Raw genomic sequence first — 16,105 nt, forward strand, 5'->3', positions numbered from 1 at the left:
GGAGATGGTGGATGTCACAGACGCCCAAGATGATCAGGGTGGTCGTGCGCGCCACCGTCACTCGCTCCGGGCCGCTGAAGTGCACCGACAACACGTGGATCATGACCATTACTGGCGACTCGATCAGGGCGCTGAACAGCGGCGTCGGCTCCGGCAGGATGGATCTCCGTCGCGTCCGACCGTGACGTGGCGGGGCTTGACCGGGTTCGCCACGAGCGATGCGGCGCAGACCGTCGGTGCGAGCGGAAGGGGGCGGGCCCAATTCTCACCGTCTGCCGAGACTGCCCCTTCGAGGAAGGTGACGGGCTCGGCTTCCGTACCTGCAACTAGGCCGCGAAGCTCTCCAGCCTGCTACTTCGCGTGCTGCAGGATCAGGTACTGCGCCGAGATCTGCTGCTGGGCCGCGTCGAGGCTGCTGATGGCGCTGGTGGTGGCGTAGTAGCGGCCGACGACGACGGTGCACGCGTAGTAGGCGCGCGCCGCGCCGTTGGCCTTGGTGGTCCCAGTCTTGCACTGCGCCCCTGGCACCCCGGCAGGTGCTGCGGCGGAGGTCGGCGCGGTTTCCCCTTCGACGTCGGAACGGTCAGCGGAGCGGTAGTACTCGGCGGAGGCGTTGTCGCGGGCACGGAAGACTTTGGTCGCGGACGAGCCGATGAGGTCGATCCCGGCGCGATCCATGATCGCGATGTTCTCGGACCACCTCCCCGTTGTGAGCTGCGCCCATGTCCGCGGGCTCATGTACCCGAGCTCGTACGCGATCCCGTCGACGACCTGCACACCGGGGATGGTGAGCGAGAGGATCCCGTCGCGGTCCGCCGGCATCGCGAGCAACTGATCAGCGGTCAGCTGCTGCTCCGCGAGCTTGGGGATCTGCCGATCGACCCACCGGCCGGCGATGGACTCGGCTTCGACGCGGGAGATGCCCTTGAAGGCGATGCCGAGTAGGTAGTCGCCGCGCGGGATGTACCAGACCGGGCTGCCGGTGTAGCTGGTGATCGTCGGCGCCTCGAAGCTGTCAGGTTTGCCGGGTAGGCCCTTCGGTTCGGACACCGTCTTCGGCAGGGCCTTGAGCTTCGCGACCACGTCGTCGACGGCCGCGCTGGTGCGATACCGCATCAAGTAGGTGGTCATCCGCGGCGGATCCTCACCGGCCGAGGTCCACGTGCGCTGCGAGGTCATCACGGCGCCGCCGATGTACCGGTTCCGTTCCTCGTCGGCGAGGAGCAGCCCCTGCGTCTTGCCGACGGTCAGCGCCAAGCCCACCGTCGACGGCAGGCTGGGGATGGGCACCGAGGTGTCCTCGGTGAAGCCGGCGTCGAGCTCGGCGGGGACAATCAGGTAGTTGCCGAGTTCGAAGCTCGGCTGCACCCGGACGTCGCTGCCGACACGCGCGGGGACGTCCCGAGGCTTGGTGGGGAATCCGCCGGTGTCCAGGTGCGGCGCCGCGCTCGGATCCGACACCGCAGTGCCGGCGATCGTCGTCGAACACGCGCTGACCACCAGTGCAGCCGCGATGAGTGTCGGTCCGAATCTCCCCATCCGAATCCCCATGGCGCCAGCATCGCACGAGATGGAACCGATCGTCGGGCTGGTGCGTCCAATTGATATGGAGGACGAACAGAACGAATCGCCGTCGCTGCCCGGCTGGGTCGAGGACTACTTCGCGGAACAACGTGCGTACTGGACCGCGCTGCGCGATGGCGGTGCCCTGACACCGGACCAGGAACGCGAGAGCATCCGGCGCGCGGTACGGGGACTGGTCGGCGACAACGAGGCGCAGTCGTGAGGGCCCGGCGGGGGAGGATGGCGGCGTAGATTGCAGCCCTGGGTGACTACTTCGCGTCCTGCAGCGCCGTGTACATCGCTGCGGCGCGCTGTTGGGCGGATGTCAAGGACGATGCCTGTGCGACGGCCACGTATCGGCTTCGCGCCGTTGCGCAGGCGAACACATTCCGGACGCCGCTGTTGAACGCTGACTCCGTGTCCGTCGAGATGCACATGGACTGGGCGAGTCCTGGAACGCCGCCGGCGCTCTTCCAACCGTCATTGTCGCCGAGCGTTCGGATGTACGCGGCCGCAGCGCCGGAGTCCCGGGTTCGAAGGACCTGGTTGCTGGTACCTGAGCCGATGAGGTCAACGCCGAACAGCTCCTGCTTGGCGCGTGCTCGCTTCATCGATGTCGCCGTGGCCCGCGACAGCCATGCGCGCGCGGTGAAGTATCCGACCTGGGTGTCCTTGGGATCGTCCCGGGTGTAGCGGCGGATTCCGTCGCGATCGACCGGGAGGTTCAGGCCGGCCTGAGACGTGAACGGCACCCTATCGAGTTCCGGCAGCTGCATGTCGAAGTATCGCGTCGCGAGGCCTTCGACGGTGTTGCGGGATGCGACGTCGCGAAAGCTGACGAGGAGGAGGTACTCGCGGTGCTGCAGGTAGAACATGCCGGTGCCGCCGAACGCAGCCGCGGGCATTCCCTCGTAGGCTGAGGGATACTTCGCTGGGGAACGGCTCTCGCGGCCGTCCGAAGGGAGGTTTTTCACTCGCGCCATCGCCTGCTCGGCCGCTGACGTGTCCGCGTACCGCAGTAGCCCGGTCATCATCTGCGCGCGAGGCGCAGGTTCGGTGTCGGTGACCTTCTGCGCGGAGATGATCCCGTAGTTCATTCCTGGGTTCACGGTCGGTCCGAGGATGTTGCCGAGGATGAGGCCGAGCGAAGCCGAGTTGGGGAGCGCGTTGCGCGCCATGACCACGGTTTGGTCGAACTGGGCGTCGACTTCGAACGGCGCGACGAGGTAATCGTTGAGCGTGAACGCACCCTGGGTAGCCCCGTGAGCGCCTTCATGTGCGGGGACTTCCCGGGGCCCCGTCGGGTAGTTGCCGGTGTCGAGCCGGGAGACTGCACTTGGATCCGCGCTCGGTGTTCCTGCGATGGTGCTGGTGCAGCCGGTCAGCGTCGCGACCAGCGCAGCGCTCAAAGCCCATCCGTGACGTCTCCCCATGACTCAAGATTGTTGCAGAGGCATCCTGAAGGAAGATGCGGAACAGTCAGCAGCCTGCAGCCTGGTGCGATACGCCGGTGCCCACTCGCCGAGACGGGCGCGCTCGTCTTCGACGGCGGCCGCCGTGGCGGTGGTGGTGGAGCTTCAGGCCGCCCGCACCGCAACCTGACTCACCCACGTCGTGATCGGCACCGCACCGTGCCCGGTCGGGAGAGCCACCTGCACCTCCGCAAGCCAGTCCCCCGAGCTCAGCCGCGCCCAGCGGAGGATGGTGCCGTGCAGTTCCGGCTGCAGCTGTAGCCCGTGCGCGCGCAGCCACAGCGGCGTCTGGTTCCGCCACCTGCCGGCCGTTCCGGCGCCCGGGAAGGCGCGGGCGGTGGAGACCAGGCACGGCGTGGGCGGCACGGGCACCCGCCACACCCTCGCCGCATAGTCCTCCACACGTTGATCGTACTAGTGTTCGATAACGACTGGACTAAGAAGCGCCACCCCTGCAAGGCCTGGCCGGGGTGCTGGTCTGGGTGACTACTTGCGTCGTTGGCGCTGCGCTGGACCCCGCGACGGGAGCGATCTCCGTGGTGACCGTGCAGCGTTCGATGAGAAAGTGCCTCTCGGTGAACTTCGCGGCCTGTTGGCGCGCGGCGTCGAGCGAGTCTGCGGTGCCGAGTGAGGCGAGCGCTGATCTCCCCTGCTGCGTCAGGTCTGAGGTCTTCAGAGGGACACATCCTTGTGCTGTTGCGGTTCCGCTGGTCGGCGCGTCGGCTATGCATACGACCTCGAGCTCGGCGGCGGAGGTCAGCCACGTGGTGCGCCCCTTGCTGATCACGATGTTGCCGTTGCCCGCGGTGGTGACTTGATAGCCGCCGCCCGCCCAAGAACGGAAACCGACGATCGCACCGATCACTGCGATCGTCGCGATCACCGTCGCTGAGGCGCCTACCAGCAGAGTTCTCCGTCGCGAATACCACGCTGGGCTCGGTTCACGCGGTGTCCTACCGTGAGCTGCCGCCGATGGCACATCCGAATCGCGGACCACAGTCCGTGGTGCGACCACAGGTGGTCGCCGTGTCCCCGGATCGGGCGTCGGTACCTGTGCTCGTCGAACGGTGCGCACGTGTGCCTGATCAACCACTGGGGCCGCGGCCGGATCCTCCGGCACTGCGCGGAGCGCCTCCACGAACTCCCCACACGACTGGTAGCGGTCGGCTAGCTTCTTCGCGAGCACCTTCGCGAAGACCGCGTCGAGGTGCGCTGGCAGCTGCGGATTCTTCGAGGTGATCGCAGGCGCCGGCCGCGTCATATGTGCCGCCATCAACGCGGAGATGTTCGGCGCCTCGAACGGCGTCGCACCAGCCAGGAGCTGGAACGCGGCGCACCCGAGGGAGTAGATGTCCGCCCGATTGTCGACCATCTCCCCGTTCAGCGCCTCGGGGCTGATGTAGGCCATGGTGCCGATGGTCACCCCCGTCGACGTGAGCGACGTCGACTCCCCTGCCGCCTTGGCGATACCGAAGTCCGCGAGCTTCACCGACCGCAGGGAACCGTCCGGCAGCTCCGCGACGAGGATGTTCGCCGGCTTCACGTCACGGTGCGTGATCCGGTGGTGCTCCCAGGCGAAATCCAACGCGGCCCCTGCCCCGGCGATGACCTCGGCGGCGCGGTCCAGTGCCATCGGACCGCGATCCCGCAGCAAGTGCGCGGCGTCCGAACCATCGACGTACTCCATCGACAACCACAACCGGCCTTCGAACTCGCCGCGGTCGTAGAGAGTGACGATATTCGGGTGGTTGAGCGCGGCCATGAGATCGGCCTCGCGCTGGAACCGGGCCTTGAAGTCATCGTTCCTCGATACCGAGACGTCCAAGAGCTTGAGCGCATCCCGGCGCGGGAGGCGCGGGTGTTGTACGAGGAACACCTCGCCCATCCCGCCGGCGCCGAGCCGCCGTACCACGCGGTACCCAGCGATTACCTGCTCCTCCTCCATGCTGAGGACCGTATCGCATCGTGGCCTGCCAGCCGGTTGTGCGTCGCTTGGAGGTGAACAGCCAACGAACGCGCCGCGGGTTGACCGCGCGACGGATACGTTTGGTGCATGCGCAAACGACTCTTCGCCGCTGCCGTGTCCGCTACTGCCGTCGTCTCGGCCGGACTATTTGCTGCGCCGGCTGCCCAAGCTGCGCCTGCTCCCGGCACTGTCTGCGGCACCGTCACAACGGCGATCGGCACCACTGCACCGGTGATCGTTCAAGCGGGCTCCGTGAACTGCGGCAACGCGGTGGCCACCGCGCGGAGCTACTACGCCAATATCGCGAAGTCGCAGGGCAACGGCGCGCACCTCGATGTCGGCCAGTGGCACTGCGCCACTGCCGTTCTCATGGACCGACCGATGTCCGACAGCTACACCCGCTGTACCGCTGGAACGAGCAGCTTCCAGATCGGCCTCTAGCCCGTCCAGGCGACTACTACTCGAGCGATGCCCGCCACCATTCCGGTGGCGGGCATCGGTCGGGTTGAGCCGTCAGCGAAGGGTCACAACGACGGTGTTCCCGTCCAAGTCCTCCATCTGGCGCGGAAATGCGTCAGGCGCACGGTCCGCGTCGCCGAACGCGTCCGCTACTTCGAGTTGAATCCGCACCCGGCTGACCGCCCGCTCCCCCGCCGGATACAGCTCGAGCAGCACACCGCCGATCTCCGCCGACATATGCGGAGGCCCGTCGCCGTGCCGCTCCCGCGTCCAGCGGACCCCCAACGCCGACCGGTACCACGCCGCGCTCGCCTCGACGTCGGCGACGTAGATCACCAGCACCCGAAGGGCGAGCCCTCCGCGGCGTTCCTCGGCCAGCCGATCCCGGTGCCGCCGCAACTGCGGCAGCATCCAGGCAACCGTGCCCGCGGGCGGGCAGCCGTATCCGGTCAGCCACCGGTTCGCGGCCTTCACCAGGTCCTCGTCCGAGTCGGTCGCTGACACCGGGACGCGCACAGCTTCGGCCTGGTCGAGATTCAATTCCCGCCCGGGAGCAACCCACTGCAGCCACACCGCGTCGGCCGTCTCCCACGCCCGCATCCGTCCAGGCATCGGACACGGCGGCAGCGCGCTCGCGTGCGGCTCCGGAGCCGGATCACCACCGAGCTCCTCGCGCATCTCGTAGAGCCGCTCCCGCCAGCGTGCGGTCTGCTCCGCGAGCTTCGCGTGCACCGCATCGGCCTGAAAGCGGCTGATGGACAGGACCGTGTCCTCGATCTCGAGGTTGGTGGCCTCGGCCGTGACGCCGAGTTCGACGGTGCCGCCGCCCGGGACAGAGTCGGTGAAGGTGCGTTCTTCGGTCATGTGAGGACCTCCTTGATCAGATCGGTTGAGCCCCAGCGCAGGCCGGCGGCGAGGCCCTGCGCGAGGACAGGCAAGGCAAGGGCGGTGGTGTACAGGGTCACGGTGACGGTTCCGAGGAACGCGACGCCGACGCCGACGCCGGACACGACAATCAGCGCGACGGCGACCGCGGCCGCCAGCAGAACGGTGCGCTCCGCTGCGGCGGCGATCACTGCTGCACCCCCTGCTCAGTCTCGGGCCAGATCGCGTGACCGCCAGCGTCGGCGGCGTACCAGGCACAGGCCGTGTAACTGCCTCTCTCCGTGGTCACGGTTCCTCTCCCGCGCAGCGCGCTACCGGAGAGCCGCGCGCGGCCTCCTGCCGCTCCCCACAGTCGAAGCGCCGCAGTAAGGATCTTCGGCCCGTGCTCGCGCCAGTCTTCGAGCGGGTAGGTGTGCGTGAGTGGCTCGGGACCGCTGCGATCGACCAGGACGACGCGATCAGCCCGCTCAGCAAGCTCGGCCGGGTGAAGCTCCATGTAGCCCAGCACCTCGTCGACCGCCTTAGCCAGCTGCTCCAACCTCATGCTGACCTGCATCTGCACCTCGAACGCGTCGACGGGGACTCCCCGCTGCATCAAGGTCAGTACTCTCTCGTGGACAGCCATCATGTCCGCGTCCACGGCGGCCAACAGCGCAATCCGACGGCGGTATCCCTCAGACTCAGCCACGGCCAGCCTCCTCGATCTCCGTCTCGATCTCCGCGTTCAGACGAGCGAGCCCGAGCCGGATCGCGACGTGGCTGGACAGGGCGCGCGGGCTCGGCGGGATCAGCGCGCGGAGCTGAGCGGACACGAGGTCAATCGTGGCGCGCATCTGGTCGGCGTCGATCAACGACCGGCGCCAGTACGCGTAGTCGGCGCCCGGGCGCTCCGCCGAAACCAGCCGTTCGAAAAGGAACGAACGGAGCTCCGCCTCCGTGGAGGGAGACGAATCGGGGTCGGGACCGGTGGACTCTTCGCAGCCGCGCACAACGATCGCGATCAGGCCGACGTGTGCGGTGACGGTCTCGATCGGCGCGTCGGGATCGCTCGGCGCACTGCTCGCGCTGCCGCTGGCCGCGATGACGTCATCGAGCACGACGGCGAGCGGACGGTCGGTGCGCAGCTCGATCACGGCCGGTGCGGCGGGTTCGCCGACCGCCACCTCGATCCTCGTGCCGCCAACCGTGACGGTGGCAGATTCCGTGTCGGCGAGGTTGGGCGGGGCGGTGCCGGCGATCGCGGCCAGCACAGTCAGGAGGTCGCGGGCGGCGTCAAGTTCGCCTGCAATACGCAGGCGGGAGAGAGCGGTAGCAGGCATGAGGTGCCTTCCGGTGACAACGTCGCCGCACCCCGGGGTGGGGTGCGGCTAGCGTTGCCGTCCGCGCGACCGCGTCATCTGCATGGAGCTGAGCCTATCGCGGCCAGCTGACGTAAGGGCAACTCGCGCCGCGCTCGCCGATTCCGGGCTCGGCCACCGACCCTGCCGGCCATGGGAAGCGACCTCAAGGACCTGCTCGATGCGTGCCGTAGCCAAGGCTGGGATGTCTCTCGCAACGGCAGCGGCCATTGGAAATGTGTGCCGCCCGACCCCGCGGCACAGATCGTCATCTTGCCCAGTACGAGCAACCGGCTCGATAACGTGCGTGCTGATCTGCGACGGAGTGGTCTCATTCTCTGAGACGCTGCGCGGGGTCGCCAGCCAGCGTGACGTTGCCCAGAGGGCCCCGTAGCAGGTGCCGGTTGGGCACTCCCCTAGCTCTTCCACCTGGCGCCGGATCGCCTCGGCCTCCGGGGTGTGCGCGCCGCCGTCCCGGAGTGTCGTCGAGAACTCCCGGTGGGAGGCCAGCTAGGCCTCGGCGTTGGCCGGAAGGGCGGTTGCGTCGGAGTCTGGGGCGAGGGTGAGCATCGCGGATCGATGATGGCACGGGGCAGTCCAGGTCGAGGCCCGGCAAAGCTCGGGGTTGAGCCCCGACCCGGGGCCGAGTCTTCATACGATGTACACGTGGAGCCTGAGAATCTCAAGACGTCGCTCGCGGAGTTCGTCGCGTATCGGAAGAACCACCTGAAGGGCGACGAGAAGGGCGAGGCGACGATCTTCCTCGACCGCCTGTTCATGGCATTCGGCCACGGCGGCATCCGCGAAGCAGGCGCGGTACCCGAGGCACGTATTCATCAGATGGATTTCGGCAACGTCTGCTTCGCCGACTTGATGTGGAAGCCGCACTGCATCGTCGAGATGAAGAAGGCTGGCACGGATCTGTCGAAGCACTACTCCCAGGCGTTCAAGTATTGGATGCAGGCGGTTCCTGACCGCCCGCGCTGGGTCGTTCTCTGCAACTTCGACGAGTTCTGGGTCTACGACTTCGACGTCCAGCTCGATGAGCCAATGGACAAGCTGTCGATCGACGATCTGCCGCAGCGGCGCGAGGTACTGGCATTCCTGCTGTCGAAGCCTGAGGTGCCTATCTTCGGCAACGACCTGGTGAAGGTGACCCGAGAAGCTGCCGCACAGGTGTCAGGCGTGTTCCGCACGATGCACGAGCGAGGCATCAGCCGGCTTGATGCGCAGCGGTTTGTACTCCAGTCGGTCGTCACGATGTTCGCCGAGGACATCGGGCTTCTGCCGTCGAAGTTCTTCACGCGAACCCTCGAGGAGTCGAAGAACGGAGCGGACGCCTACGACCTGCTCGGCTCGCTCTTCCGGGAGATGAACAGCGCTGGCGTGACCAAGGGCGGGCACTTCGCTGGGACGCCCTACTTCAACGGTGGTCTTTTCTCCGAGATCGTTCCGGTCGAGATGACGATGGATGAGCTCAAGGCGATGCGTATCGCGGCCTCCACCGACTGGTCGGATGTGCGGCCCGAGATCTTCGGCACGCTGTTCGAGACCTCGATGGACAAGGGTGAGAGGCACGCTTATGGTGCGCATTTCACCTCGCAGGCGGATATCGCGCGCGTGGTACTGCCCTGCATCGTCGACCCGTGGAGGGAGCGGATACAGGCAGCAAAGACGATCGCCGAGCTGGAGCAGGTTCGCTTCGACATGGGCAGTTTCCGCGTTCTCGATCCGGCGTGCGGGTCGGGGAACTTCCTGTATGTGGCCTACCGGGAGATGCGTCGACTCGAGGCTGAGGTAAAGCTGCGGATCCAGCAGCGTCAGAAGGTCCGCAAGGACCAGGTGTCGATCTCGTACGTGACGCCGGACCACTTCCTCGGACTCGACAACAACCGGTTCGCCGTCGAAGTCGCCAAGGTGACGATGATGATGGCCAAGAAGCTCGCGGCTGACGAGCTCGACGAGCAGGCAGACGCACTCCCACTGGATAACCTCGACGGCTCGATTCGCTGGGCTGACGCACTGTTCACCCCATGGCCAAAATCGGACGTCATCATCGGAAACCCACCGTACAACGGACGCCGGAAGATGGTCGAAGAGCTCGGATCTGACTACTGCTCAATCCTGTCCGAGAAGTACCCACATGTCGGCGGCGTCTCGGACTTCGTGACCTACTGGTTCCCTCTCGCGCAACAGCATCTACCTGACGGCGGCCGTGCCGGATTCGTGGCGACTCAGGCAATCCGGGACAACGACTCACGGAAGGCTTCGCTCGAGTACGTCGTTGATCACGGCGGGGTCATCTTCGATGCCGTGTCAGTCAAGCCGTGGTCGGGTGATGCCGTTGTCCACGTTTCGATCGTCAACTGGATCAAGGGCGCCGACAACGCACCCGCCGAGAAGCTGTTGTGGCTCGACGAGGGTGAGCTGAAGTTGCCAGTGCCGCATATTCCGACAACACTACGTCCGTTGACCGATGTCACGAAGGCCGCCGACCTCCCTCTGAACAAGAAGCCCAAGCTCTGCTTCCAGGGACAGACGACCGGCAACGTCAAGGGCTTCAGACTCACAACCGCCGCAGCGAAGGCCCTGATCGCTAAGAATCCGAGGCTCGCTGACGTCGTGCACCCAATGGTGAGCGGTGACCCCCTGATCCACCTGAACACGGTGCCCGGATACGTGATCGACATCGCCGAGGACGACCTAATCAAGGCGAAGATCGCCTACCCCGAGGTGATGTCGATCCTGGCTGAGCGAGTACTGCCGGGCCGTAAGCTCGCCGCAGAGAAGGAAGCGAACAACAACGCGAAGGCTCTGGCAGCCAACCCCAAGGCGAAGCCGAAGAAGCATCACACGAACTTCTTCGCGAGATGGTGGAAGCATTCGTATCGGCGTGAAGACATGCTCGCGGCCATCACGCCTCTCGAGCGATACATCGCACTCACGATTGTTGCCGGCCAGGGGCGGCGCTCGATCTACGAGTTCGTCGCCAGCAGCATCCGACCTGATGCATCGGTCCAGGTCTTCGCTCTTGATGACGACTACTCGTTCGGCGTCCTGTCCTCGGACCTTCACCGAAAATGGTTCGACGAGCGGTGCTCCAAGCTCAAGGTTGACCCGCGCTACACACCCACGACAGTCTGGAACACATTCCCGTGGCCGTCGAACCCGAGCGAACTACAGGTTGCCCGGATCGCAAAGCTCAGCGGCGACATAATTGGACTCCGCGCGACCTACCGGGAACAGGGGCTGACACTGGGGCAGCAGTACGACGCGCTCCGGGAACCGGGTAAGTCCGCGCTGCGTGACCTACACGACGAGCTTGACACGGCGGTAGTGGAGGCCTACGGCTTCAACCCCGATGAAGACCTGCTCGCCCAGCTCCTGGCGCTGAACCTCGCGGCCGCTAAGGACCCAGAAGTCGCACGTAAGCCGGGCGGACAGGGACGACCAGGTATCTATCGGTCCACCCACCGACTCACAGCGAGCTGAGCAGAGCTGGATCAAGTCCGTGCGGCTGCTGCTCAGGTGTCGAGGGGAATGAATACCGCGCGCAGCGTCAAATCCCAGAGACGACTGTCCGGAGTAGTCGATGATCCCAGCTACTCTCGCCGCATGGCATCCGCGGCGTGGCAGTTCTGGGAGATCACCGACACCGAAGGCGACCTGCGATGGCTCGGCATCACCCGGCCCAGGGCACGCACCGAGCTCGAGCGCGCAACGGTGTGGACACTGATCCCCCGCACCCGCGTCTTCATCGCGAACTGGTTCGTCAGCGAGGCCTGGAGCACCGAGGACAGCGGACTCGTGTTCGAGAACATCGACGCCGAGTATGCCCGCACCGTCGCGCTCGAAGTGCCCGAGCCGTCGGCGGAGGAACTGTCGCGGATCACGCACCCGGAGCGGCTCCTCACGCTCGACCAGGTGGACACGCACACGCTGCTGAAGGTGCTCGGGAAGAAGGTCGACTACGCCTTGCAGAAGAGGAGGTGACGGCGTGACCGGTCCCGTTCGCCCTGACAGCCCGTTCCTCGACACTGCACGTTTCGTGCTGAACGAGCTGTCGGAGTACCGGTTCCCGATCACGCTCCGCGGCATGCCCTACGAATGCTGGCGCTGCAACGAGAGGAACCTGGTGCCCTGGCTGGTCCATACCCGGTACTGGAACGTCGACGGCGGAAAGCACCAGTTCGACACGGAGATGATCACCTCCGAGAAGGCGCTCTCCTACATCCAGGAGTTCCTTCAGGCGGCCGGCGACACGCAGTACCTGCCGACGATCAAGCCGCGCTACTCGAAAACGATGCGGGCGACGTACCTCTCGCACGGGTGCCGCGCCTGCGACGCACTGTTCGGGGACTTCCCGCTCGGTGATACCTGGTTCGATGAGTTCGTGATGCAGTGGGGCCACGAACCCGTTGAGGTGTCCCTGTCGAAGCTCCCCGTCATCGCGACACTCGATCGCCCTTACCTCGAGTGGGCAGCGATGTCGATGTACTACCAGGACCAGGCGCTCGAGTGTGAAGAGGCGTACGACCGGGATCACGAGGCGTAGCGACAGGATTCCGCCAGATCCCCACCGGCAGCGCCGGTATGGTTCGGGTCATGTCACAGCTGCCGACCTGGGCGACCATCCTGACGTCGGGTGCGACCGGCGCGCTCGTCACCGTGCTGGTGAACCGATTCGTGGTCGGGCCTCGGCCGGACCTACGACTGTCGCCGTCGACGGCGTTAGTCGACGATCTGGAGCGGATTACCCGGAAGAACGAGGGCGACTTCACCGGTGTCACCTGGATGCCGCTGGGATGGCTGAGCCTGACCAACTACGGGGACGGCACCGCGCACGACGTAAGGCTCGCAGGTATGCGGTGTCGACCGCGGGTGTCGATCGGCGACTCCGGCACGAAGCCGTACGCCGGGCAAGCGGTGGAGACCGACCAGCCTCTGTGGAGCAACATCGTCGCAGCGATCGCCCCCGGCGAGTCCGTGAACGTCTGCGTGGTCGCACGGCACGACCCCTCGCAGGCGAAGCCGACGGTCACGGCCTCGTGGCCACGGCTCGCCGGCCGGCGGTGGGGTGGACGACATCGCGTCACTTACGACTTCGCCACCCCGCGGCAGGTCGAATACGGATTGCCCGGACAGACATCGCTCGGCGAGGCGTGAGCACCGCAGAATCCGGACATGGTTCGTGGACACTCACCAAGTGGGTCAGACCTGCGGCCACGCGAATAGCGACCGGTAGAAGAGCTCGCGTTCCCCGGGCTGAGGTACTGCTTCGTCGGGCTGCACCTGAATGCACCCGAGAACCCCGTGGGGTGCGAAGGCGCTCGACGGTTTGTGTCGGAGGATCAGCTTGGTGAACTCCTCGATCAACGCGGTGCCGGCGCTCATGAGCGTGACGGCCGCAGTCGCTAGGTCCGCGACCACGTGTTTGGGACCGAACAGCGCGGCGGGTTCCGCCCGCCAGACGCCGAGCCGGTCGTAGTGGTCCTGGGTCAGCGTCGGGTTCGTTCCAGGGAGTAGGCGTGGCATCGTGTCTAGGTTCAAGGCGATGTTCTTCGTGCTGCCGTAAGGCCTGCCGGGATGCTGGTCGATGGGCAGGATGCCGTCGTGGATGTGGTTGCGGAGTTCCTTGCATACTCCGGCGTACGCGTGCAGTCGCTCGACCTCCGCGAGTGCGTCGGCAGGGTACTCCCGAACCAGGTGCTCTGTTATGTATCCGCCGGCGTCGAGCGAGAGCCGGTACTTCTTCGGGTCTCGGGTCGGATCGATCAGCAGCAGGAAGCGGCGACCGTAGATGTCGAAGGCGGCAGCGAGGAAGAGCAGCTGCCTGTCGAATGCCTCCGCGACGGCTTCGATGACGTCGACACCCCGCTTGCCATCGATCGGGTTGGACAGCACGGCTAGAAGCTGATCGAGTGCCCGGGTGGCGCGCCGAAGTCGAATTCGAATCGACTTCACGGCCGCGACAAACTCGGGGCCGCCGAGGTGCGGCGCGATGAACATCTGGAGAGAGTCGAAGTAGGGCATCCCAGCGCCGATCCCCCAGTCCTAGAGGTTTTCGATTGTCGCTGCGGATTCGGTCTCTGTCCATGTGCCTCCTCCGGGGAGACGACCGCTGCGCACCTGCACGACGGGATTGTTCGTCATCCGCAGGTGATGCCCGATGAGGGCCACCGCGTCGCCGGGGGTGACGCTGGCGACGGTGTCGTTGTCCGCGACATCGCTTCGACCGACTGTGGGCGCGGCTGTGACGATCACGTCGATGCCGACGACTGCTGCGGCGGCCGCGTAAGCCGCCGCGCGGTTCCGTTGCTCCACGGTGATGGTCTCGCCCTGGGTGTGGCTCTGCTGGTCGAGCTGCTGATACACGGGGAAGAAATGCGCTCGAGCCCTGGAGCGGCGGTGCTCGGAGTCCGTCGCCACCCAGAACTCGACCGTGTCGAGGTGACGAGTTGCCTCCTCGATAGTGGTGAACCCGATCTGGCGGACGAGCGGATCGGCGAGAACGTCCATCCACGCGTCCGGTATCTCGGAGCCTCGCGGTACGAGCAACTGAAACTCGATTTCGTTGCGGCCGAAGAAGGTGGAGAATTCGCCAGGCGGCGGCGCGGGGATGGTGGTCACATCGATCCCCAGGCGAAGTGCGCGCGTGCCTGGCCGCAGAGGGTAGAGCGGTGGGTGCGCCTCGTCGTCCTTGATGGGTGGACGCACGTACCGCATGAAGCGGCGGACGGGCTGACCGTCAGGGACAGTGATCGCCGGGACAGTGTCGGACATGCGCGGCAGCTTACAAGCGGGTACCGACAGTCATGGAGTGCTCGCTTAGCCGTCACATCGGCCAGGAAACCCGAAGGCACCGAGTCGCAGCGCCGGATGCCGGCCACCCCAGGTATCGATGCCGGTCGCGTCAAGCTCGAGGTACCACGCGATTAGCTGTGCTGCGCTCCGCACGGAGTTGCAGGCGATCGCGAATTGCCAGCGAATGTCCGCGGGTGCGGCCACGAACTGCTTGAAGAGTTCGGTACCCCTCGGCGCGGCCCGCGTCTGCTGCGCAAGCCGGTCGAGCGATGGGTGCGTGAAGCTCGACAGCGAGTCGTACAGCCCCCGCTGCTCAAGGTGGTCCCGGCCGAAATTGTTCGCGGCCTTCGACAGACCCGCATACTTCTCGCCGTCGACCGACCAGTTCCTCGGCTCTCCACCTGGATAGACCGCCGCATCCGGGAAGACCCGCCGAGCATCACTCACAATCCTGTCCCTGTGACGCTCCGCGCGCTCCCTGAGGGCGGTGTCGCCGGTCGCTTTGGCCACGTTCCGCATCCTCTGGGCACTCGCGATCAGTTCCATGTACCAGCGAGCCAACCTCGCCCGTGCAGACACGTCGCGGTCTAGCAGCCACCCCACACGGCTGCAGTGCTCGACGACGGTGCGGGTAATGCTCCAGCCGTTCAGGACCAACTCGGTGTCGTCGAGCTTGGCGAGCATCCGCAGTTGCTGGGATGCGGCCGCGACGTAGACAACGCAATCCGTCGCGATCTCCTGTGCAACGACTTCGGGTTTCGCCAACCGCACCGGGAAGGTCGGTGCCTGACATGCGCACGGGCTCGTCGGGGTCGCCTTCGCTCCGCACGCTCGCGCAAGAGCCTCCCAGTCGCGAAGAAGATCGGCGGCCGCCAAAGAGAGATCCTCGAGAAGCTCGTCGACACCGGACATCAGCTCATGATGCACTGCCGCGGCCGGGCCGTTGCGGAGTACGCGCATCGATCGATGCCGGGCTCAGACGCGACGTTCCGTCTAACGTGTCCGCCGTGACCTTCCAGAACGTCGTGATGAACTACGTTGATCCGCCACTGATCCCCACTCGCTGGTGGCTCCCACTGCGCCTTCTGCAGCGCAGCATCCCGCTGCTCGCGACACTGCTGCCAACCGCGGCGTACGTGGATTCGACGTTGTTCTTGGGACTTGTTGTGCTTCTCATGGTCTCGATGATGGTGCTGGCCGGTTGGTCTGTGGCGTCCGCCGACGCCACGGGCTGGCGCAGGACTGTTATGCGCACAGGGAACGTCTATGTAGGTTTCGCCTTCTCGGGCATGGTCCTGATCGGCTGCACCGCGCCCCTCACCAGGGCCGAGCCGTTATCAGCTAAGCGAACGCTTGTGGTGGCGTTCCTGCTGTACGTGCTCATGTTGCTCGGCGAGAAAATGATGACCCGGCGAGCAGGAAAACCAGTGAGGCCGACGCCCCGGATGTCCACGAGGGTCGAGCCAGCGCCCACGCCGGAACGGTCCTCGAGAGGCGCACCAAGGCTGATCGACATCGCCACCGTGATCGCCGTTGTCCTGGCGACGTGGAGACCGCGGCGATGGTGAGACCTCACCGGACCCTTGGTCGACGCACCGCTACGCGCGGGGTGACGTGCT

General features: G+C 65.9%; 18 protein-coding genes. 7 read left to right on the forward strand and 11 right to left on the reverse strand.

Annotated elements, in window-relative coordinates; genetic code table 11:
- Positions 1-351 precede the first annotated feature (351 nt).
- Entirely contained in the window at positions 352-1,539 is a 1,188-nt protein-coding gene (locus AXK60_RS13175) for a DUF7373 family lipoprotein (RefSeq protein ID WP_139057941.1), read from the reverse strand.
- Between the two features lie 31 nt (positions 1,540-1,570).
- Between AXK60_RS13175 and AXK60_RS13180 the strand changes: the two genes are divergently transcribed.
- A complete protein-coding gene (locus tag AXK60_RS13180) occupies positions 1,571-1,786 on the forward strand; it encodes a hypothetical protein (RefSeq protein WP_139057942.1) in 216 nt (71 codons plus the stop codon).
- A 46-nt stretch (positions 1,787-1,832) separates the two neighbouring features.
- On the opposite strand, the gene AXK60_RS13185 is transcribed toward AXK60_RS13180, so the two are convergent.
- The 3 genes from AXK60_RS13185 to AXK60_RS13195 all read right to left on the reverse strand — a co-directional run bounded on the left by AXK60_RS13185 (position 1,833) and on the right by AXK60_RS13195 (position 4,980).
- On the reverse strand, positions 1,833-2,972 hold the full coding sequence (locus AXK60_RS13185; RefSeq protein WP_068571603.1) for a DUF7373 family lipoprotein: 1,140 nt from the start codon (positions 2,970-2,972) through the stop codon (positions 1,833-1,835).
- Positions 2,973-3,140: 168 nt separating this feature from the next.
- The gene (locus tag AXK60_RS13190) at positions 3,141-3,437 is read right to left on the reverse strand and encodes a hypothetical protein (RefSeq protein WP_068571604.1); all 297 of its coding nucleotides are present in this window, start codon (positions 3,435-3,437) and stop codon (positions 3,141-3,143) included.
- 34 nt (positions 3,438-3,471) lie between these two features.
- Positions 3,472-4,980 (reverse strand): serine/threonine-protein kinase, encoded by a 1,509-nt coding sequence (locus AXK60_RS13195; RefSeq protein WP_068571605.1) that lies wholly within the window; start codon positions 4,978-4,980, stop codon positions 3,472-3,474.
- A gap of 108 nt (positions 4,981-5,088) precedes the next feature.
- Between AXK60_RS13195 and AXK60_RS26495 the strand changes: the two genes are divergently transcribed.
- A complete protein-coding gene (locus AXK60_RS26495) occupies positions 5,089-5,442 on the forward strand; it encodes a hypothetical protein (RefSeq protein ID WP_139057943.1) in 354 nt (117 codons plus the stop codon).
- A 72-nt stretch (positions 5,443-5,514) separates the two neighbouring features.
- Here AXK60_RS26495 and AXK60_RS25870 read toward each other — a convergent pair whose 3' ends face one another.
- The 4 genes from AXK60_RS25870 to AXK60_RS13220 are packed head-to-tail and all read right to left on the reverse strand — an operon-like array spanning position 5,515 to position 7,595.
- A complete protein-coding gene (locus AXK60_RS25870) occupies positions 5,515-6,324 on the reverse strand; it encodes a VOC family protein (RefSeq protein ID WP_068571607.1) in 810 nt (269 codons plus the stop codon).
- Complete coding sequence (locus AXK60_RS13210; protein WP_068571608.1) at positions 6,321-6,536, reverse strand: hypothetical protein; 216 nt, start codon at positions 6,534-6,536, stop codon at positions 6,321-6,323. Before AXK60_RS13210 ends, AXK60_RS25870 begins: the two co-directional genes overlap by 4 nt.
- Entirely contained in the window at positions 6,533-7,033 is a 501-nt protein-coding gene (locus tag AXK60_RS13215; protein WP_068571609.1) for a hypothetical protein, read from the reverse strand. The genes AXK60_RS13210 and AXK60_RS13215 overlap by 4 nt, the downstream gene beginning before the upstream one ends.
- Positions 7,026-7,595 (reverse strand): hypothetical protein, encoded by a 570-nt coding sequence (locus AXK60_RS13220; protein ID WP_068571610.1) that lies wholly within the window; start codon positions 7,593-7,595, stop codon positions 7,026-7,028. The genes AXK60_RS13215 and AXK60_RS13220 overlap by 8 nt, the downstream gene beginning before the upstream one ends.
- A gap of 753 nt (positions 7,596-8,348) precedes the next feature.
- Between AXK60_RS13220 and AXK60_RS13225 the strand changes: the two genes are divergently transcribed.
- The 4 genes from AXK60_RS13225 (at position 8,349) to AXK60_RS13240 (ending at position 12,848) form a co-directional block, all read left to right on the forward strand.
- Positions 8,349-11,174, forward strand: coding sequence for a DNA methyltransferase (locus tag AXK60_RS13225; RefSeq protein ID WP_068571611.1), 2,826 nt, complete (start codon positions 8,349-8,351; stop codon positions 11,172-11,174).
- A 123-nt stretch (positions 11,175-11,297) separates the two neighbouring features.
- Complete coding sequence (locus AXK60_RS13230) at positions 11,298-11,675, forward strand: hypothetical protein (RefSeq protein ID WP_082778016.1); 378 nt, start codon at positions 11,298-11,300, stop codon at positions 11,673-11,675.
- A 4-nt stretch (positions 11,676-11,679) separates the two neighbouring features.
- Positions 11,680-12,237 carry a hypothetical protein gene (locus AXK60_RS13235; RefSeq protein ID WP_068571613.1) on the forward strand — a complete coding sequence of 186 codons (558 nt, stop codon included), beginning with the start codon at positions 11,680-11,682 and terminating at the stop codon, positions 12,235-12,237.
- A gap of 50 nt (positions 12,238-12,287) precedes the next feature.
- On the forward strand, positions 12,288-12,848 hold the full coding sequence (locus AXK60_RS13240; protein WP_068571614.1) for a hypothetical protein: 561 nt from the start codon (positions 12,288-12,290) through the stop codon (positions 12,846-12,848).
- A gap of 45 nt (positions 12,849-12,893) precedes the next feature.
- Here AXK60_RS13240 and AXK60_RS27655 read toward each other — a convergent pair whose 3' ends face one another.
- From AXK60_RS27655 to AXK60_RS13250, 3 genes are read right to left on the reverse strand one after another with little or no spacing between them, the layout of a single operon-like run.
- A complete protein-coding gene (locus tag AXK60_RS27655; RefSeq protein WP_244881103.1) occupies positions 12,894-13,715 on the reverse strand; it encodes a hypothetical protein in 822 nt (273 codons plus the stop codon).
- 21 nt (positions 13,716-13,736) lie between these two features.
- On the reverse strand, positions 13,737-14,465 hold the full coding sequence (locus AXK60_RS27660) for a hypothetical protein (RefSeq protein ID WP_244881104.1): 729 nt from the start codon (positions 14,463-14,465) through the stop codon (positions 13,737-13,739).
- A gap of 45 nt (positions 14,466-14,510) precedes the next feature.
- Positions 14,511-15,398: a hypothetical protein gene (locus AXK60_RS13250; RefSeq protein WP_139057944.1), complete on the reverse strand. Its 888-nt coding sequence runs from the start codon at positions 15,396-15,398 to the stop codon at positions 14,511-14,513.
- Positions 15,399-15,493: 95 nt separating this feature from the next.
- Between AXK60_RS13250 and AXK60_RS13255 the strand changes: the two genes are divergently transcribed.
- Positions 15,494-16,054, forward strand: a complete 561-nt coding sequence (locus AXK60_RS13255) for a hypothetical protein (protein ID WP_139057945.1) — start codon at positions 15,494-15,496, stop codon at positions 16,052-16,054.
- Positions 16,055-16,105: the final 51 nt, after the last annotated feature.

Source organism: Tsukamurella pseudospumae, assembly GCF_001575195.1.
GTDB classification, from domain to species: Bacteria; Actinomycetota; Actinomycetes; order Mycobacteriales; family Mycobacteriaceae; genus Tsukamurella; species Tsukamurella pseudospumae.